We start from the raw sequence: 18,075 nt of genomic DNA, 5'->3' as shown, positions 1-18,075 counted from the left end.
GTGGTGAGGTCCAGGCGTACGTGCCTGGTGTGATTTGGGTGAGGTCCTAGCCGTGGTGGGTTTTGCATTTGTGGTGGAACTTGCATAGGGGTTTGAGGTTGTCCGCTGAGGTTGGGTCGTTTGGGGGTGGGATGGTGTGGTCGAGTTCGCGGGTTCTGGCTGGCCGGTTGTGGTTGGGGAAGTTGCAGGTGGGGGTGTTGGCTCTGGCGTAGTCGGCGAGTGTGGGGTTGGGTTTGTATTTGAGGTGCTCGTAGTTCAGGAGGGTGTGGGTGGGGCTGTCGGTCCAGGGTCGGTACCATTCGCTGCTGGGCTGCTTGGCTAGCTTCCGTGCGTGCTGGGTGGTGATTGGTTCGTGGCCGATGAGCTGACCGGGCTGGTTGTCCGGGCCCGTCATGGTGGTGGCGTTGGTTTTGACGTTGATGCGGATTTTCATGTTGGTGGGGTCGCCAAAGGATCCGGTCGGTGAGCGCGTCGGCGCGGATCTGGTCCATGGAACGTGGGTCGTCGGCCGTTTTCTGGTTGTGTGCGATGTTGTTGATGAGCTGGTAGATCGCCTCGGTCTTCTCGGCCGGCAGCGGGGCGCTGAGCCGGGCCATGTCGTCGTCGGTGTCTTCTTTCTCGATGCGGCGCTGCTTGTTCTTGTCGTGGCGGCGCTGCTCGGAGCCTTCCGGGTCAAGGGTGGCGATGGTGCGCTTGGTGGTGTCGCGGAACCAGCGGTAGGTCCGGTTCTTGGCCTGCGGGATGACGGTTGTTCTCGACTTGGCCGGCGATGTTGGGGTCGATGATTTCGGTCTGCTTGATCATTGTCCGGGCCTTGGCGATGTCGATAGCATCGGCATACAGTGCGGCCAGTGTGCGGGGGAGTGTGGTGGTTAGGTGTTCGGCCCCACTGCAACCGGCTGGCGGCGGCTCTGGTGGTCCATGTCAACGCTGAGGCGACTTCGGCGGCGGCGTACCGCCGCGCCAATGGATCGTACTGGGTGATGAACCGCCCCATCGCGGCGAGCTGCATTCCCTGTATCGCCGCGATCAACTGGTTGGTCACTTCCATCACGGCGAGGCACTCGTACCGGTCCGCGGCACCAGGATCCAGCTTCTGCAGCAGTCGAACCGTCTCCGCATCCGGCGCCGCGTCGACAAAGTTCAACGCGAACAGCGGATCCCCGATAACCCCCATGCTACCATTATACCGCAGAGTTCGCACGTGATGAGCCGCAACTTCCCTACAAACACAGGGAAATGACGGGTTGTTTTCGCTTTTTTTTTTCATTGTGGTGGCTTTGTTTGTTCTTCCCCTCGGTGTGCTCCGCAAACCACATTTCCGATACAGGCGGCGGCCCACTCAACCCAGCCATGTACGCAAGCTCCGCCGCCTGTGTCGGAAATGTGGTCCCCTTCAGGGCGTCGAGGGGGAGAACAAACAAAGCCACCCCGCACCCAACCCGCACCCTCGACGGCTCAACCATCTCCTCACGGCAACACCCGGCCCCAACCACCTCTCACCACACGATGCGACCCCCCACCGCAACCCATGGCGCCCGCACTCCACCTCCGCCGCTTCAGCGTCGCCCCCAAGCCGCACACCCCCGACTCCGCAGCATCCAAGGGTCTCGGCCAGGTCTATTGGACCCGGCCATACCGTAGTTCGAGACGACCGCTGACAATTCCATCGCCGACATACCTGACCAGATCGGTCAACCCATCATGGCCGAGGTCGGCGTACGTCCTGAAACGGATGTTGTTCCGCCCGAGACTGACCTTCCCTAGCCTGCCGGCAAAACGCTCCACGACGTACGCGCCGTCCTCGACCGCCGCCACATACAGGCTGAGGTGGTTTTTCTGCAGCGCCAACCCGATCACTGGCCAGTCGATCGGCTGCGCCGACGCTTTGACGTGATACTGAAACAGTCCATAGCCGACCAGTCGCATCGACATCCCCGGCCTGCCGCCAGGCGTGCCACCGAAAAATTGGCGCTTCAGCGCCGGCGCTGCCGACCGGATCAGCCGGTCGACGGCGCGCAGGTCCGCTTCGCGAGCCGGATCCGCGCTGAAGTACTCGTTGACGGTCGATGCGTCGACCTTGAACATGCTGCCTCCGTCTGTCGATTTGACCAATAGACTCGAGGCAGGCGGAAAACTGAGCGTCACTCGGCGGGAGTCTTCTGGCTGAACGCACAACGCCACCCGGCGCCCGTGCGTACGTAAACCTCGGTGATCCACTCATCGGCGGTGTACGGCACGCCGTCCCACCGACCAGAACTTGCCTTGCGCGCAGACAAAACCACCGCATCGCCAACCGGCAAGACCATCTCGCCGCCAATCACCGACATGGTGTCGTGTACGAGCCGCCCGGAGGCGATCCAGCCGATGATGTCGGCCTTCGGCGTGGCTCCGGCCGGACCGACGTAGACCCAGTCGTCGGTCATGAAACCGGCGACGGCGGCGGCCGCGTCGTTACGGACCAGAGCCGCGTCGAATGCCGCTGACACGGCCAGCACGTCGTCCATTCCTACTCCAGCAGGAAAAAGTCAGAGTCCTCTTCCAGAGGCAGCTGCCGGTGTTCGCGGCGGCCGCGGACCTCGACGTGCATCTCGATCGGCGTACGGTCCAGCACCGCCTCGATCAGCGTGGCGATGAACCGGTCGGCGCTCAGGTCGGCCGGCACCGCGTCCGTACGGATGGACACACCAGAAAAATCGTCGTCGTCCCACTCCGCCAGCACGATCGAGGTCGCGTCGTAGACATCCGACTCGACGCGCAGCTTGCGCAACATGTCCAGCGCCTTCTCGAAAGTGCCCGGCTCGTCCAACACCGTCGAGCGCAGCACGAAAAGAAAACCCATCGCGGCCATCGGATAGCGGCCGCGCAGGTTTTTGGCGTCACCGTACGATTCCTCGAAGCGGTTGGGCAGGTTGTTACGGAAGGACGAGACCATCGACTTGGTCGAGACCAGCAGCTCCGGGCCGCGCGACCACTGCGAGATCAGCACGTCGACCTGTTTCACGTACGCGCGGCCGAGCACGCGCGCGTCGGATGGAGCGACGGTTTTGTTGCGCAGCAACTGATCCCTGGCCGCCATCTGCAGCGGCCGCGGCAGCCGGTCGATGAAGATGCCGAGCTCGCGCGGAAGTACGCGGGGGCGGGTCAGCCGTGGCCACACCTCGTCGGGCGGGAATCCGGCACGCCGCAGCTCGTACGCCGTCCACGCGTCGATCGCCTTGGCCAGCCGGCCCGACTCCGAGCCGCTGCCGTCGCCGACCGGGATGCCGAGCAGAGTCGCCAGCAGGTCATAGTCGGCGACGTACGCGCCGGAGTCGGCGTCCCACGGATTGACCTGCGGCCGCGCGCGGATCGCTGGCTCGAACGTGTCGAAGACGTCAGGCATCCGGACCCCGGCCACGCGCCAGCCGCCGGCCGTGCAGGTCGGCATGTGCCTCGCGCAGCGCGGCGATGTCCTTGCGGCGCAGGCCAAGATGGCGTACGAGCAGCACCTCGTCGACGAGAGCGGCGGCATCGGTCACCGCGCCATTCTGCACCGCCGCGGTCACCGCCGGTTGCAGGGCCAGCAGGTCGGCGCGCGCCTCGCGCAGCAGCTCGCGCGACGGCACCGGCAGCTTGTCGGCCTCTTTCGGCTCCAGTTTCAGCATCCCACCGCCGTACGCGCGGCCGACCACCTCCGCGCCGAGCAGCGTCATGCTGTTGAGCGCGGCCAGCGGCAGCAGGTCGAGGCCGATTTTCACGTGGCCGGGCCGCAGATAGACGCCGTGCACCGAGTTCAGATGATGTACGCGCGCGCGGTTGGCACATAGTCGCGGCGTGTCGGCGTTCATGTATGTCAGCAGGATGTGCGCCGGCGGCACCAGCGGCACGCGCCACCACGGCTTGCGCACGCGACACTTGTACGCGGTGTCGATGCCGACCTGCTCGCCGGCCTTGATGTAGAGCCGCGCCGCCTCCGACGGCTGCTCCGGCCGAAACAGGTGCACCGCGCGGTCGGCGGCGGCCAGCTCCCGCCACATCGCCTCGGTGAAGGCCAGGCCGCGTAGGTGCCGCGAGCCCGGCGGCGACAGTCGCAGCAGCTCCCCCGGATCCAGGCCGTTGTCGGTGACCGCGCGTTCGGACAGCGCGAAATAGCGGTTGTTGCCGGTCACCATGCCGAGCGTGGTGTCGCCCCAGGTCTCCAGCTCGGTGAAGTCGCTGATCGCGTCGACCGCGGCCAGCGCGCCGGCGGACAGCAGCGACGCGGTCCACTTGTGCTCCGGCGTCGGCGGTGTCCAGCGCCGGCCGACCGCGCGCGGCAGGTCGGCCAGGTTGGTCGCCTGGAAGAGCTCGCAGTGGTCGGTCGGCCCCTGGTCGAAGCCGTCGGCCAGCAGCAGCACGACTTCTTCCAACACGCCGGGGAAAACCCGCTCGGTGAACAGCACCAGCCGTACGTTGCGAAACCGCGTCATCAGGAACTTGCGAACACCGGCCGCGTAGTTGACGCTCAGCAGCTCGGCCGGCAACACCAGCCCGAGCCGGCCGCCTGGCTTCAGGAAAAGCGCGGAATGCACCGTAAAGGCGGCCCACGACGAGGCGAGGCCGCTCAGCGACACGCCGGCGCGCAGCGCCGCCTCCTGCGACCGCAGCCGCGCCTGGCCGGCGAAATCCTGATAGCGCACATACGGCGGATTGCCGATCACCGCGTCATAGCGCGGCGCCGGCGGCACGGTGAAGAAGTCGGCCACCCTGACCCTGGCGCGCGCGCCGGCGCGCGCCAGCCGCGACCGCGCACCGGCCGCACTCGCCGCGTGCAGCTCGACGCCGTGCAGCTCGCCGCGACCGTCCACCTTCTCGGCCGCGGCCAGCAGAAACGCCGCCTCACCGCAGGACGGCTCCAGCACCGCGTCGGCCGGCGCGCGTACGGCCCAGTCGACGACATAGCGGCAGAGCTCCGGCGGGGTGAAGAAGGCCCCCCTCGCCTTGCGCTCCGCCGCCGTCATCCCCACATCCTCGCTCAGCGTGCCGACCGGTCCCGGCAGACACTCTCGCACGAGGGTCCGACAATTCAGCGACGGAGGTAGAGGTCGCGCAGCAGAGCGATCTCGGCGCCGTGATGGATGGCCTCACGGTGGATGTGCAGCACCAGCGCGGCCATCGGCAGGTCCGGGTACGGTTCGGCCGGACCGCACGGCCGCGCCAGCGCGTCGTCGTCGAGTGCGCGTACGCTCTCGATCCACAGTTTGTACGCGTCGTCCAGCCGCGCGAGCGCGACGCCGGCCTGGCCGGGATAGTCATAGGTGCTGAAGTGCGTCGGCGGGCCGCCGAAATGGCTGGCGTTGCGCATGCCGAACACGCCGACCAGGATGTGGGCGAGCCGCCAGGCGATCGTGGTCACCGGCGCCGGCTCAGGGGGCGGCCACATCCAGTCGATGGTGAAGTCGCCGGTGCCCGGCTCGTCGTCGGACGTGCGCGGCCGGACGGTCCACGCACCCTCCACCGGCTGCCACAGATACTCCTCGTCGGTCAGGCCCTCCAGCCGCTCCCGCAGCTGGTTCCGCCAGTGCCAGTCGAGCTGGTCCGCCAGTTGTTCGCTCCAGTTGATGCTCATGGCCGTCACCGTAGGGGCAATAGCGGACAACTACGGCCCTGAAATGAGCCCGGCGAGCTTTTCCAGGTTTGCCGGGCGTACGAGCTCCGCTCGGCCGGATCGCAGATCCGTCCGACATCGCCGACGCGGTGGTTTTCCTTGTGTCCAACCGCGCTCGGCACATCACCATGCAGGACCTCCACGTCGACGGCGGTGCCACACCGCGCTGTTAGGAGAGACCATGTCCGCGAAGAAACTGCCGGCGATCTCGCCGTATGCGATGCCGGGCGAGGAGCCGCGCAACCGGGTGGATTGGCGGCCGGATCCGGCGCGTACCGTTTTGCTGATCCACGACATGCAAAACTATTTCATGGCGTCGTTTCCGCGACGCGACTCGCCGACCACGCAGTTGCTCGGCAACATCGCGATGCTGCGGACCGACGGTGTCGCCATCGGCATTCCCATCGTCTACACCGCGCAACCTGGCGCGCAGGCCGCGCCGGATCGTACGCTGCTCACGGATTTCTGGGGCCCTGGCCGGACCACGGCGTGCGAGGCGTTTATGCGTGACATCCAGGCTTTCGTAGTCGCGGACGCCGTCGCCGACTTCGGCCCGGACGAGCACCGCCAAGCCTTGCACTGGATCGCCGGCTAATGAGGTTTTGTGTTGTCCGCGCGGCAGTTGATGGCCGCACTCGCCGCCAACCGCCTGGGCGCGGCCGCCGTACACTAGGACTCGATTACCGGGTTGACGACGTACGTGCGGCGGAGTGGTGAGGTCCAGGCGTACGTGCCTGGTGTGATGTGTGTGAGGTCCTAGCCGTGGTGGGTTTTGCATTTGTGGTGGAACTTGCATAGGGGTTTGAGGTTGTCCGCTGAGGTTGGGTCGTTTGGGGGTGGGATGGTGTGGTCGAGTTCGCGGGTTCTGGCTGGCCGGTTGTGGTTGGGGAAGATGCAGGCGACTTCGGCGGCGGCGTACCGCCGCGCCAATGGATCGTACTGGGTGATGAACCGCCCCATCGCGGCGAGCTGCATTCCCTGCATCGCCGCGATCAACCGGTTGGTCACTTCCATCACGGCGAGGCATTCGTACCGGTCCGCGGCACCAGGATCCAGCTTCTGCAGCAGTCGAACCGTCTCCGCATCCGGCGCCGCGTCGACAAAGTTCAACGCGAACAGCGGATCCCCGATAACCCCCATGCTACCGCCCATGCCACCATTATACCGGAGAGTTCGCACGTAATGAGCCGCAACTTCCCTACAAACACAGGGAAATGACGGGTTGTTTTCGCTTTTTTTTTCATTGTGGTGGCTTTGTTTGTTCTTCCCCTCGGTGTGCTCCGCAAACCACATTTCCGATACAGGCGGCGGCCCACTCAACCCAGCCATGTACGCAAGCTCCGCCGCCTGTGTCGGAAATGTGGTTCCCTTCAGGGCGTCGAGGGGGAGAACAAACAAAGCCACCCCGCACCCAAGCCCATCCTCGACGGCCCTTCCCACCCTCCCCTGAGGCAAAAGGTCTTCATCCCTAAAACCCACCACCTACACACCGCACAATCGACGCCCTAACACCCACCCAACGCACAATGCGACGCCCAAACCCTTTTCCACACAACACCCGGCCCCACAACCACCTCCTCACCGCAGCACCCGCCTCCAATCACCTCCTCACGGCAACAGCCAGCGTCCCAACCTTTTCCCGCCGCAGCCCCCGCCCCCAACCACCTCCCGCCGCAACACGCGCCGCCCCCCTCGCCGCACAACCACAAAACCGCAACACACGGTTCACACCTCAAACCCCCATGCCGATCGCGCCCTTCTCAAGCTAAAGTCCCCCAATGAACCTAGGCCCACCAATCAACGTAAGCCCCCTTTTCCCAGCCGAACAAACCCGCCTCCTCACCGCACTCCACGACCTGGACGCGACCCAGTGGAAGGCCCCAACGATCTGCACCGGCTGGACGGTCCACGACCTGACCGCACACATCCTCGGTGACCACCTCGGCCGCCTTTCCGGCGCCCGCGACAGCTACCGCACCAGCGGACCACTCAAAAACGAGCCATTCCCTGACTTCATCCACCGCATCAACCAGGAATGGGTCGTCGCCACCCGCCGCCTTTCACCGACGGTCCTGCTGGATCTCCTCACTGACGCCTCAAAACAAATAGTCGAATTCTGGCGAACCGCAGACCCGGACGCGACCAGCATTCCCGTGTCGTGGGCCGGACCGGACCCAGCTCCGATGTGGCTGGACATGGCGCGCGACTACACCGAATACTGGGTCCACCAACAGCAGATCCGCGCAGCCGTCGGCATGCCGCCGCTGGACGATCCGGCACCTGTCGTCGACATTTTCATGCGTGCCTTGCCTTTCACGTTGCGCGACTCAACGGCCGACGAGGTCGAGTACGAGGTTTTCGGCGTGGGCACCTGGTCGTGCGCGCGCGGCGCCGACGGTTGGACACTGCGACCAGGCATGGCAGCCAAACCAGCGGCGACTGTGCGTACGGATCCGGACACTTTCTGGCGCCTCTGCACCCGAAACATCGATCGCGCGACCGCCCAGGTCGTCACCGAAGGCGACCGCGCGGTCGCTGAGACCATGCTGACGATGGTGTCGATCATCATCTAGGTCGTGCGCTTTCCCGCGCCGATACGTACGATCAGCGCGGTCCTTATTGATTCAGCCAAGGAGTCCGCTCGATGGTCTCACCGGTCCAGCCGCCCGCGATCGTGCCCGCACCGGTACGGATGACCCGATCGGACGGCACTTTTCCGATCAGTCCGGACACGCGGCTGTATGCCGACGACGCGGCGGTGGCTGACCTGTTCCGGACGCTGGTCGGTGCGCCGATCGGAGTGCCGCTCGAGCCGGCCGGCGAGCCGGCGTCCAATGTGGTCAGCCTGCGGCTGGACACCGACCGCACGGACCTGAAGGCCGAGGGCTACCAGCTGACCGTCGAGCCCGACCGGGTGACGGCGGTCGCGGCGTCGGCGGCCGGTCTGCGCTGGGCCGTGCAAACGATGCGCCAGCTGGCGCCGGCGGAGATTTTCGCGGCCGCACCGGGCAACGGCGTCAAGTGGGAGATGCCGTGTGTGGACATCGTCGACGTGCCACGATTTGCCTGGCGCGGCGCGATGCTCGACGTGGCGCGTTGGTTCCAACCACTGCCTTTCCTCTATCGGTTCATCGATCTCGCCGCGATGCACAAGCTCAACGTCGTCCACCTGCACCTGACCGACGACCAGGGCTGGCGGTTCGAGTGCCGCCGTTATCCGCGACTGACCGACATCGGCGCGTGGCGCAAGGAATCCATGTCCGGCCATTACCGCGACCAGAGCTTCGACGGCAAACCGCACGGCGGTTTCTATTCACAGGACGACCTGCGCGACCTCGTACGCTTCGCCAAGGAACGCGGCATCACGCTGGTGCCGGAGATCGACATGCCCGGGCACATGCGAGCCGCCATCGCGGCCTATCCGGAGCTCGGCAACTTTCCCTCCCATCCGGTGGAAGTCGCGACCGGCTGGGGGATTCACGACGAGGTGCTCAACCCCGAGCTGCGGACCGTGCAGTTCTGCACCGACGTGCTGACCGAGGTGCTGGACATCTTCGACAGCGAATACGTGCACATCGGCGGCGACGAATGTCCGAAGACCGAGTGGAAGCGATCGGCCAGGGCGCAGCAGCTCATCGCTGAGCGCGGGCTGGCCGACGAGGACGAGCTGCAGTCCTGGTTTGTCCGCCAGGTCACCGATTTCCTGGCCGAGAACGGTCGCCGGATGATCGGCTGGGACGAGATCCTGGAAGGCGGTCTGGCCGACGGCGCGGTGGTGATGTCGTGGCGGAGCGAGGAAGGTGGCATCACCGCGGCCGGTTTGGGTCACGACGTGGTGATGGCGCCCTCGCAGCGCGTCTATTTCGACTACTACCAGGCAGATCCGGACGGCGAGCCGGTGGCCATTGGCGGTCACACGACGCTGGAGTCGGTGCGCGCGTACGAGCCGGTACCGGCCGCGATCGCCGACCATCCGGAGCGGGTGCTCGGCACACAATGCCAGCTGTGGACCGAATACATGCCGGTGCCCGAACACGTGGAATACATGGCGTTTCCACGGGTCTGCGCGTTCGCCGAAGTCGCCTGGGGATCGGACGCGGCGGGATTCGAGGATCGGCTCGGCGACCAGCTGACCCGGCTGGACGCGATGGGGGTCAACTACCGGAAGAGCCGTTGACGTTTTCCGGTGTTTCCGGCATTCTGTCGCCTTCCAGGCGAGGGGAGGAGCCGGCATGCGCAGGACGTTGGCGGCGGTCGTGGGACTGTTGGTCGCGATGAGCACTTTTGGCACGCCTGCCTACGCGAGCGATGACGCCTGCCGTGCACTCACCGACCACACCGTGCGTTTTCCGGTCGGTGGCGCGAAACACGTGGTGTTCGCGGTGGCTCCCGATTACGGAGTGACGACGGTGACGGTCACCGAATGCGTGCGGCATGGCCGCAAGTGGCAGTCGGTGCGCCAGGTCGACGGCTGGGCCGGTCGCGCCGGTTTCGCGCCGCCCGGGGAGAAACGCGAAGGAGACGGCCGTACGCCCAGCGGCTCGTTCACGCTGACCGAGGCATTCGGTGAAGGCGACCCGGGCACGCGGTTGCGTTATCGACAGCTGCACTCCACCGGCGACTGCTGGGGATCGACGGTGACCGATCCGCGCTACAACCGCTATTTCTCCGGCACCTGCGGCCCTGACGACGAGGACCTGTCGGCGATCATGCTGTCCGGGCCTTACCAGCAGGCCGTGGTCATCGACTACAACCGGCGGCCGGTGGTCCCCGGCGACGGATCGGCGATCTTCTTCCACGTCAGCAGCGACAAACCGACCGCCGGCTGCATCGCCGTCCCGCTGCTGGACCTCACCGCGATCATGCGGACGCTGCGTCCCGGTGACCGGATGGTGATGGGGATCAGCGCCGACCTGTTTCGAGGCTGACGGTCAAAACCTGCTCGGTGTGGTCGGCGGTTTCCGCGACGACCGAGCCGTCCGGCGCGAACAGGTAACCGCCGCCGGGGAAGTCCTCGTCGACGGTACGCCCGGACTGGGTCGCCACGCCGACCCAGATTCCGTTCCGCTTGGCGGAATCCGCGAGGTGTTGCCGGCATTCACCGCGCCACCACTGGAAACCGGAGCTCCAGTCGCGGCCTTCCTGCTCGCCGTCAAGCCCGGAGCGGCGGCCAGCAGCACCAGCTCGGCGCCGGCCTGCCCGTACGCGTCGAAAAGATCGCCGTGACCGACGTCATAGCAGACCGCGATGCCGAAGCGTACGCCAGCCGCTTCGAACACCGGCCTTTCGGAGCCGGCGGCAAACGCGTCCTCCTCGTCCGGCGCGACATTGATCTTGCGATAGACGCCAGCAAGTTTTCCATCGGTGGCAACGATCTGGGTGATGAACGGCTTACCGGCGGAATTGTGCTCGACGATGCCGGCGATGAGCGTACGGCCGGCCGACAACGCACAGAACTGTCGCACCTGCGCGCTGTCCAGGTCGAGCACGGAATCGGCGTGGACGGCCGGATCCAGATAACCGGTCAGGCTCATCTCCGGAAAACAGACGATGTCGGCGTCGGTGCCGGCGGCGAACTTCGCCGTGCTGGCAAGGTTGTCCGCGAAGCGCGCCTTCTGACAGTGTTGCTGGACGAGTGAGAGTCGGATGAGTGGCACAACTTGACGCTATCAATGCGGTCCGTTCTGATGACAACATGACTTCTGCGGCGAGCGTCCTGATCACCGGAGCGAGCGGCATGCTGGGCCGCCGGCTGACCGCGCGCGTGCTGGCCGCGCAGACGCTCGGCGGTCTGCCGGTGGGGTCGGTGGTGGCCGCGGATGTCGTGGAGCCAACCCAAAAAATGTCGGACGAGCGGCTGACTTATCGCGTCGGCGACGTGTCCGATCCGGCTTTCGTACGGTCGATCGTCGACCCGTCGGTCACCTCGGTCTTTCACCTGGCCGGAGTGGTCAGTGGCGCAGCCGAGCAGGATTTCGACCTCGGCCAGCGCGTCAACCTCGACGGAATGCGGCATCTGCTGGAAATCCTACGCGGACTCGGCAGCGCGCCACGGCTGGTTTTCACCTCCTCGCTGGCGGTTTACGGCGGTGAGCTGCCGGACCGGCTGACCGACGGCCAGCGGCTGACGCCGCAGACCTCCTATGGCATGCAAAAGGCGATCGGCGAGTTCTTCGTCGCGGAATACACCAGGCGCGGCTGGATCGACGGCCGGTCGCTGCGGCTGCCGACGATCGCGATCCGGCCCGGCGCGGCGAACGCGGCGGCGAGCAGTTTCGTGTCCGCGGTGGTGCGCGAGCCGCTGGCCGGCCGCGCTTATGCTTGTCCGGTCGACGAATCTGTACGCTCCCCGATCCTTTCTCCTGGCCGTTGCGTGAAAAACCTCATACACGCACATGAATTGCCGTCTGACGCCTGGGGTTGGGACCGGTCGGTGACGCTGCCGTCGCTGGACGCGACGGTCGCCGAGTTGGTCGCCGCGGTTCGCGAGATCGGCGGTGACGAGGTCGCCGGCCTCGTCACCTACCAGCCGGATCCGTTCATCGCCAAGATCGTCGCCGGTTGGCCGCAGGCTTTTGACACCAGGCGTGCCACCGAGCTCGGCTTCACCGCGGACGCCTCGGTCGCCGACATCGTCGCGGCGCACGTGGAGGACGTACGCGCCGGCTGGTGAGCAACTTATCGATAGTGATACTATCTATTCTATGCGCATCGCGGAACTGAGCCGGCAGTCGGGGGTGCCGGTCCCCACCATCAAGTACTACCTGCGCGAGGGTTTGCTGCCCTCTGGTGAGCTGACGAGTCCGAATCAGGCGCAGTACGACGACACTCACCTGCGGCGGCTGCGGCTGATTCGTGCTTTGCTCGATATCGGTGGATTGTCGATCGGCCTGGTGCGTGAGGTCCTGGTGGCGATGGAGACACCGGACAAGCCCGTGCATGACGTGCTCGGCGTGGTGCAGCGTACGATCACGCCGCCTCGTGCGGTCAACGACGAGCATCGTGGCTGGGCCGATGAGCGGGTCGCCGAGCTGGTTTCGCGTCGTGGTTGGGATGCGCGGCCGGTGGACCCGTCCTGGCGCGCGCTTTCGGAAGTGTTGATGACATTGCGGCAGGTCGATGCCGACGGTGTGCTGGCGTTGCTCGACGACTACTCGAAAATCGCCGAGGACATCGCCGCGGTGGACGTCAGGTCGTTGATCCACCGGCGCAGCGGGACCGAGTCGGTCATCGAAGGCATGGTCGTCGGCACGGTGCTCGGCGACGCGCTTTTGTCGGCACTTCGGCGGATGGCGCAGCAAAACGAGTCTTCGCGCTATTTCGGCAAGAAAGTCGTCGCCGGCTGATACGCGGCCAGCTCGGTGTCTGCGCCCGTCCGCCTTACGGCCGCATCGGGTGGTCGAGTGTCAGCCGGCCGACCGCGAGTTTGGGGAAATGCGAGCCAGGATCCGGTGGTGCGGCGCCGTTGAAGAAGATCACCAACCGGCCCTGGTCGTAGACGACGGACGGTTTCCACACTCCGGCGGAATGCCACGGCGTGCCGTCCAGCGTACGCAGGACGCACTCCGGCTCGCTCCATTTGCGGCCGTCTTCGCTGTGCGACAGATAAAGTCCGCCGTCCGGTGGTGGCCCGGCGATTGTGTGGCGAGCAGAGACCATGGTGAAGCCGTCGTCTGTTTCCACCACTGCCGCGTCGAACTCGCCGTTGTCGAGCACGACCTGGCGATCCTGCCAGTTGACGCCGTCGGCACTTTCCGCGTACGCGATGACCTGACGGTCCGATGTGGACAGTCCGGTGGCATACCACATCCGCCAGCGGTCGTCCGCGCGCAACAGATTGGGTTCCAGGACGGTGCCGCGCTCGAACGGCCGCTCCGCCTGGAAAACCGGCTCCGGAAGGCGCTGCCAACCGCCGTCGTGCATTTCCAGGAAGCCGATCCGGTAGGGTCCGGTGATGTCGGTCCAGCCGGAGCTGCTGGCGTAATAGATGCGCTCGTGGACATAGGATGGACAGTGATATCCGGTCGCGTCCCAACCATCCGCCGGCGCGGCCAGCTCTTCGCCGCTGATGGTCCAGTCGTCGTCATCAATGGCCGCGCCAGGCGGCAGATGCGCTTCTCGTATGACAATTGACCGCGGTTCTTCACGCATCGCTGGCAGCGCCATCCACCAGCGGCCGTCGCGGCGCGCGACGGTCACATCGGCGTGGCCGTCGAAAAGTAGGGTCTTGGTCATGGTCCGTCCGTATACTCCTGATGAGACGATCCGATAGTTGGATGATCTAAGTATCAGATGGGTGAAGCATCGTGTCAAGGCAGTCCGAGGCGACCCGGCTGTTGCTGGAGCAGCAGCGCACCGGCACCAACAGCCTGGTTTTCCATGAGGCGGTGGCCAACCGGCTCGGCATCACGCCCACCGACGTGCGCTGCCTGAACATTCTCGGCGCCGGTCCGCGGACGGCACGCCAGCTAGCCGACGAGCTGCACCTCACGCCAAGCGCGATCACGACTGTCGTCGACCGACTGGAAAAGGCCGGTTTCGCGCGCCGCGAGCGCAGCGAGACTGATCGCCGCCAGGTGATGGTGGTCGCCGATCCGGAGCGCCTCGCCGAGGTCGTCGGCCTGTTCGGCGGGATTTTCCGGCGGATGAAGGCGCTGATGTCCGGGTACGACACCGCCGAGCGTGAGCTGATCCTGGATTACTCCGCCAAGGTCAACGACATCCTGCTCACCGAAATCGACGCCGTACGCCGCGGCTGAGGACTGTGGGGCCGGCCACCCTTGTTTGCGTGGCGCGGTGGGTCGGATACTCTCGGCGGTGGAATTAGGCAAACCTAACCTTGCGGGGAGTGCTGGGGTGGTGACCGAAGCAGCAGGCGCGCTCGACGCGCCGCTCGCCGGCGTGCCGGGTGCGCTCGCGCCGCTGCTGGCGCGGGTGGCCGACGCGCTGGTCGAAGGCGCGCGAGAGCGCGGCGGTCCGGTGCCGGCCGGGGGACCGCCGGCGGTCGCGGCGGCGGTCCGGGCCGCGCTCGGTCGTACGGCCGCGCCGGATGTCGGCGTTGGCGCCGAAAACGCGCTTTCCGAGCTGACCCGGCTGCTCGCGGCCGGCGCGTCGGATCCGGTGGATCCGGCCTGTGCGGCGCATTTGCACTGCCCGCCGCTCGCCGTCGCGGTGGCGGCCGATGTCGCCGTCGCCGCGCTGAACCAGTCGATGGATTCGTGGGACCAGGCGCCGGCCGCGACGGTGATCGAGCAGGAGGTCGTCGCGGCACTGGCCGCTCTCGCCGGCTATTCCACGGATTCCGCCGGTGTGCTCACCGGTGGCGGCACCGAGTCAAACCTGATGGGATTGCTGCTCGCGCGCGATGCCGGCGCCGACCCGATGCGGATTTTCTGTTCGCCGTACGCACATTTCACGATCGCGCGCAATGCCATGATCCTGGGACTTGGCGCGGACAGCGTCACGACGGTGCCGGTCGACGCCGAGTCGCGGATGGATCCGCGGGCATTGCGGGACGCACTGGAATCCTACGGCGGACGGCCGGTTGTCGTCGCCACCGCGGGCACGACCGATCTGGGGACGATCGATCCGCTCGCCGACATCACCGCGATCGCCGCGAAACACCGAGCGTGGGTCCACGTGGACGCCGCGTACGGTGGTGGAGCGCTGTTTTCGCGCAAGCTCAGGGCATTGCTCGACGGCATCCAGGCCGCCGACTCGATCGGCCTGGACCTGCACAAGATCGGCTGGCAGCCGGCGCCGGCCGGGATTTTCCTGGCGCGCGACCGCGATGCGTTCGCACCGCTGGCGATGTCGGCGGCCTACCTGAATCCGGCCGACGACGAGGAAGCCGGTTTTCCCAGCCTGCTGGGGCTTTCGCTGCGTACGACCCGGCGCGCCGACGCGTTCCGGATCGCGGTCACCTTCCGCGCGCTGGGCATCGCGGTGCTTGGCGAGCTTGTCGACGCGTGTCACGCGTTGACCGAGTACGCCGCCGCGGCAATCGCCGATCATCCGAAATTGGAACTGCTGGCGCCGCCGGTCCTGACGACGGTCGCCTTTCGCTATCGCGGTTCGTCGGAGGCCAACGCGCGGTTGCGCCGGCGCCTGATCGTCGATGGCACGGCCGTGGTCGGCAGGACCGAGCGCGACGGCGAGACCTGGTTGAAGCTGACTTTGCTGAATCCGTACGCGAAACCGGCCGACATCGACAGGGTTTTGGCGGCGGTGGCCGAAGCTGGCACCTTGGAGGCGAGGCGATGACCCCCGACCGGCTGGATGCCGACGATGTGACCGAGGTGGCGGAGTTTGCCGCACTGGAAAGCCTCGTGCGTTGCTGGATAAGAGAAACCGCGGTCGCTCGGCCGGAAGGGGAGGTGTTGCGCCTTCCGCTGGCGTCCTCCGGCATCGCGTTGGAGGCGAGGATCCGGCGGTGGTCGGCGACCGGCTGGCACCGCTTTGACGAGGTGTCGATCGCTGGCCATGGTCCGGTCGACCTGCCGACCGCGGCAGCGCTGATCGCGCGAGAGGCGGCCGGCGGCCAGTCGTCCGCGGATCTCGTCTCGCGGGTGCTCGACTCGGCCCGGCGTAGCGCGGAGTTCGTTGCATACCGCCGATCCGAGCCGGACGATCCGCCGGGCACGACCCCGTTTCTGGCCGGCGAGCAGGCATTGATCCTCGGACACCCGTTGCATCCGACGCCGAAAAGTCGCGACGGCCTGCGCGAGCCGGAGGCACGGGCGTACGCCCCGGAGCTGCGGGGGTCCTTTCCGCTGCACTGGTTTGCGGCGGCACCGGCGATCGTGAGCTCCGACTCGGCGTTGTCGCGTACGGCCATCGACATCGTGTCCACTTTGGACGATGTGGCGGCGCCGGCCGGCATGGTGGCGATCCCGGCGCATCCGTGGCAGGCGGCCGATCTGTTGACTCGTCCGGCGGCCGCGGAGGCGATCAGGGACGGCCTGCTGGTCGACCTCGGCCCGGCGGGCCGGCCGTGGTTTCCGACGTCCTCGCTGCGCACGGTCTATCGGCCGGACGCGCCGGTGATGCTCAAGCTGTCGCTCGGCCTGCGGATCACCAACTCCCGCCGGGAAAACCTGCGCAAGGAGCTGGTGCGCGGCGTCGAGGTGACGCGGCTGCTGGATGCCGGCATCGCCGCCTGGTTCGCCGCCACGCGGCCGTGGTTCGACATCGTACGCGACCCGGCGTGGTTGGCCACCGACGTGCCCGGCCTGGATGTCGTGCTGCGCACCAATTCCTTCGGCATCAATGACGATTTCCGTTGTGTGGCTGGTTTGGTGGCGGCGCGACCAGGCCTTGGCAGCAGCCGGCTGGGCCAGCTGGTGGCCGGCCTTGCCGAAAAGACCGGGCAATCCGTGCCGGACGCCGCGCAGGAGTGGTTTGGTCGTTACCTCACCTCGGTTGTGGAGCCGGTGCTGTGGCTGGCGGCGACCTATGGCATCGCGCTGGAAGCTCATCACCAGAACACGTTGGTCGGTCTCGACGCGGCCGGCTGGCCGATAGCCGGCAGATATCGCGACAACCAGGGCTATTACTTCAGCGCCTCACGGATAGGCCAGCTGGAAAAGCTGGTGTCCGGCGCAGGTCAGGAGTCCGACACCATCGTGCCGGACGAGGTCGCGGACGAGCGGCTGGGCTATTACCTGGGGATCAACAACGTCTTCGGCCTGATCGGCGGCTTTGGCGCGGCCGGCTTGGTGGAAGAGGACGTGCTCCTCGATGTCCTACGCCGCCGGTTCTCGGCTCTGCGCGGCGAGATGGAAGACGAGGGCGTACGCGTGCCGACGATGATTGACACCTTCCTGGAGGCGCCGTCCCTGCGGTGCAAGGCAAACCTGCTCACCCGCGCGCACGGCATGGACGAGCTGGTCGGTCCGGTGGCGACGCAGTCCGTGTATGTCACGATCCCGAATCCGTTGGCATCATGACCTTCGCTCTTCGGCCGGTCACCGAAGCCGACACGGACCTCATCGTCGCGTGGATGAACGATCCGGACGTCGACCAGTTCTGGGAACTGGCCGGCCCGCGCGAGCGGACCGTCGAGCATCTCACCGGTCCGGCCGCGTTGCCGCACACTTCCTCCTACATCGGGGAAATCGACGGCGTGCCGATGAGCTATTGGGAGATCTACCGCGCGGATCAGGACCGGTTGGCGGGGTATTATCCGGCCATCGCGTACGACGGCGGCCTGCATTTGCTGCTGGGACCGGCGGAGTTTCGCGGCCGTGGCCTCGGTGCGCAGCTGCTGCGCCAGGTCGCGGACCAGATGCTGGCGGACGAACCGCGGATGACCAGGGTCGTGGCGGAGCCGGACGTCCGCAACGTCCGGTCGATCCGCGCGTTCGAGCGGGCCGGATTCCGCCGGACCACCGACATCGAGCTTCCGGAAAAGCGGGCCGCGCTGATGGTCCGGGTGAGGTGAGCGT

At 66.5% G+C, this 18,075-nt stretch carries 19 protein-coding genes and 2 pseudogenes; 11 read left to right on the top strand and 10 right to left on the bottom strand.

Annotated elements, in window-relative coordinates; genetic code table 11:
* Positions 1–46: 46 nt before the first annotated feature.
* From GNX95_RS33845 to GNX95_RS33815, 7 genes and pseudogenes are all read right to left on the bottom strand, one after another.
* Positions 47–433 (bottom strand): HNH endonuclease signature motif containing protein, encoded by a 387-nt coding sequence (locus tag GNX95_RS33845; protein ID WP_163511709.1) that lies wholly within the window; start codon positions 431–433, stop codon positions 47–49.
* Positions 434–515: 82 nt separating this feature from the next.
* Positions 516–686: pseudogene (locus tag GNX95_RS44525) on the bottom strand (hypothetical protein); the annotation flags it as partial.
* Between the two features lie 934 nt (positions 687–1,620).
* Entirely contained in the window at positions 1,621–2,088 is a 468-nt protein-coding gene (locus tag GNX95_RS33835) for a DUF1801 domain-containing protein (protein ID WP_163511708.1), read from the bottom strand.
* Positions 2,089–2,144: 56 nt separating this feature from the next.
* Entirely contained in the window at positions 2,145–2,507 is a 363-nt protein-coding gene (locus tag GNX95_RS33830) for a nuclear transport factor 2 family protein (protein WP_163511707.1), read from the bottom strand.
* A 2-nt stretch (positions 2,508–2,509) separates the two neighbouring features.
* Complete coding sequence (locus GNX95_RS33825; protein ID WP_187369734.1) at positions 2,510–3,385, bottom strand: hypothetical protein; 876 nt, start codon at positions 3,383–3,385, stop codon at positions 2,510–2,512.
* Entirely contained in the window at positions 3,378–4,982 is a 1,605-nt protein-coding gene (locus GNX95_RS33820; protein WP_163511706.1) for an N-6 DNA methylase, read from the bottom strand. Before GNX95_RS33820 ends, GNX95_RS33825 begins: the two co-directional genes overlap by 8 nt.
* 65 nt (positions 4,983–5,047) lie before the next feature.
* On the bottom strand, positions 5,048–5,584 hold the full coding sequence (locus tag GNX95_RS33815) for a DinB family protein (RefSeq protein ID WP_222854190.1): 537 nt from the start codon (positions 5,582–5,584) through the stop codon (positions 5,048–5,050).
* An 83-nt stretch (positions 5,585–5,667) separates the two neighbouring features.
* On the opposite strand from GNX95_RS33815, the pseudogene GNX95_RS33810 reads away from it, so the two are divergent.
* Positions 5,668–5,802 (top strand): annotated as a pseudogene (locus GNX95_RS33810) (SDR family oxidoreductase); the annotation flags it as partial.
* Positions 5,803–5,810: 8 nt separating this feature from the next.
* On the top strand, positions 5,811–6,224 hold the full coding sequence (locus GNX95_RS33805; protein ID WP_163511704.1) for a cysteine hydrolase family protein: 414 nt from the start codon (positions 5,811–5,813) through the stop codon (positions 6,222–6,224).
* 161 nt (positions 6,225–6,385) lie between these two features.
* On the opposite strand, the gene GNX95_RS33800 is transcribed toward GNX95_RS33805, so the two are convergent.
* Complete coding sequence (locus tag GNX95_RS33800) at positions 6,386–6,781, bottom strand: HNH endonuclease signature motif containing protein (RefSeq protein ID WP_163511703.1); 396 nt, start codon at positions 6,779–6,781, stop codon at positions 6,386–6,388.
* 626 nt (positions 6,782–7,407) lie between these two features.
* On the opposite strand from GNX95_RS33800, the gene GNX95_RS33795 reads away from it, so the two are divergent.
* The 3 genes from GNX95_RS33795 (at position 7,408) to GNX95_RS33785 (ending at position 10,557) form a co-directional block, all read left to right on the top strand.
* Complete coding sequence (locus GNX95_RS33795) at positions 7,408–8,202, top strand: maleylpyruvate isomerase family mycothiol-dependent enzyme (RefSeq protein WP_163511702.1); 795 nt, start codon at positions 7,408–7,410, stop codon at positions 8,200–8,202.
* Between the two features lie 71 nt (positions 8,203–8,273).
* Entirely contained in the window at positions 8,274–9,806 is a 1,533-nt protein-coding gene (locus GNX95_RS33790; RefSeq protein WP_163511701.1) for a beta-N-acetylhexosaminidase, read from the top strand.
* Between the two features lie 55 nt (positions 9,807–9,861).
* Positions 9,862–10,557, top strand: coding sequence for a L,D-transpeptidase family protein (locus GNX95_RS33785; RefSeq protein ID WP_163511700.1), 696 nt, complete (start codon positions 9,862–9,864; stop codon positions 10,555–10,557).
* A gap of 3 nt (positions 10,558–10,560) precedes the next feature.
* On the opposite strand, the gene GNX95_RS33780 is transcribed toward GNX95_RS33785, so the two are convergent.
* A complete protein-coding gene (locus GNX95_RS33780; RefSeq protein ID WP_163511699.1) occupies positions 10,561–11,286 on the bottom strand; it encodes a carbon-nitrogen hydrolase family protein in 726 nt (241 codons plus the stop codon).
* Between the two features lie 38 nt (positions 11,287–11,324).
* Here GNX95_RS33780 and denD point away from each other — a divergent pair, with 38 nt between their 5' ends.
* Complete coding sequence (denD, locus tag GNX95_RS33775; protein WP_163511698.1) at positions 11,325–12,302, top strand: D-erythronate dehydrogenase; 978 nt, start codon at positions 11,325–11,327, stop codon at positions 12,300–12,302.
* Between the two features lie 31 nt (positions 12,303–12,333).
* Entirely contained in the window at positions 12,334–12,975 is a 642-nt protein-coding gene (locus GNX95_RS33770; protein WP_163511697.1) for a MerR family transcriptional regulator, read from the top strand.
* Positions 12,976–13,009: 34 nt separating this feature from the next.
* On the opposite strand, the gene GNX95_RS33765 is transcribed toward GNX95_RS33770, so the two are convergent.
* The gene (locus GNX95_RS33765; RefSeq protein ID WP_163511696.1) at positions 13,010–13,864 is read right to left on the bottom strand and encodes a sialidase family protein; all 855 of its coding nucleotides are present in this window, start codon (positions 13,862–13,864) and stop codon (positions 13,010–13,012) included.
* A 71-nt stretch (positions 13,865–13,935) separates the two neighbouring features.
* On the opposite strand from GNX95_RS33765, the gene GNX95_RS33760 reads away from it, so the two are divergent.
* The 4 genes from GNX95_RS33760 (at position 13,936) to GNX95_RS33745 (ending at position 18,071) form a co-directional block, all read left to right on the top strand.
* A complete protein-coding gene (locus GNX95_RS33760; RefSeq protein WP_163511695.1) occupies positions 13,936–14,388 on the top strand; it encodes a MarR family transcriptional regulator in 453 nt (150 codons plus the stop codon).
* 100 nt (positions 14,389–14,488) lie between these two features.
* Positions 14,489–15,892 carry a pyridoxal phosphate-dependent decarboxylase family protein gene (locus GNX95_RS33755; RefSeq protein ID WP_222854115.1) on the top strand — a complete coding sequence of 468 codons (1,404 nt, stop codon included), beginning with the start codon at positions 14,489–14,491 and terminating at the stop codon, positions 15,890–15,892.
* The gene (locus tag GNX95_RS33750) at positions 15,889–17,577 is read left to right on the top strand and encodes an IucA/IucC family protein (protein WP_163511693.1); all 1,689 of its coding nucleotides are present in this window, start codon (positions 15,889–15,891) and stop codon (positions 17,575–17,577) included. The genes GNX95_RS33755 and GNX95_RS33750 overlap by 4 nt, the downstream gene beginning before the upstream one ends.
* On the top strand, positions 17,574–18,071 hold the full coding sequence (locus GNX95_RS33745; protein WP_163511692.1) for a GNAT family N-acetyltransferase: 498 nt from the start codon (positions 17,574–17,576) through the stop codon (positions 18,069–18,071). The genes GNX95_RS33750 and GNX95_RS33745 overlap by 4 nt, the downstream gene beginning before the upstream one ends.
* The last annotated feature ends 4 nt before the right edge of the window (positions 18,072–18,075 follow it).

Origin of the sequence: Fodinicola acaciae (assembly GCF_010993745.1) — a bacterium.
In the GTDB taxonomy this organism is placed as follows: Bacteria; Actinomycetota; Actinomycetes; order Mycobacteriales; family HKI-0501; genus Fodinicola; species Fodinicola acaciae.
The sequence above is the reverse complement of the archived record's forward strand: the minus strand, read 5'-3'. Positions and strand labels throughout refer to the sequence as shown.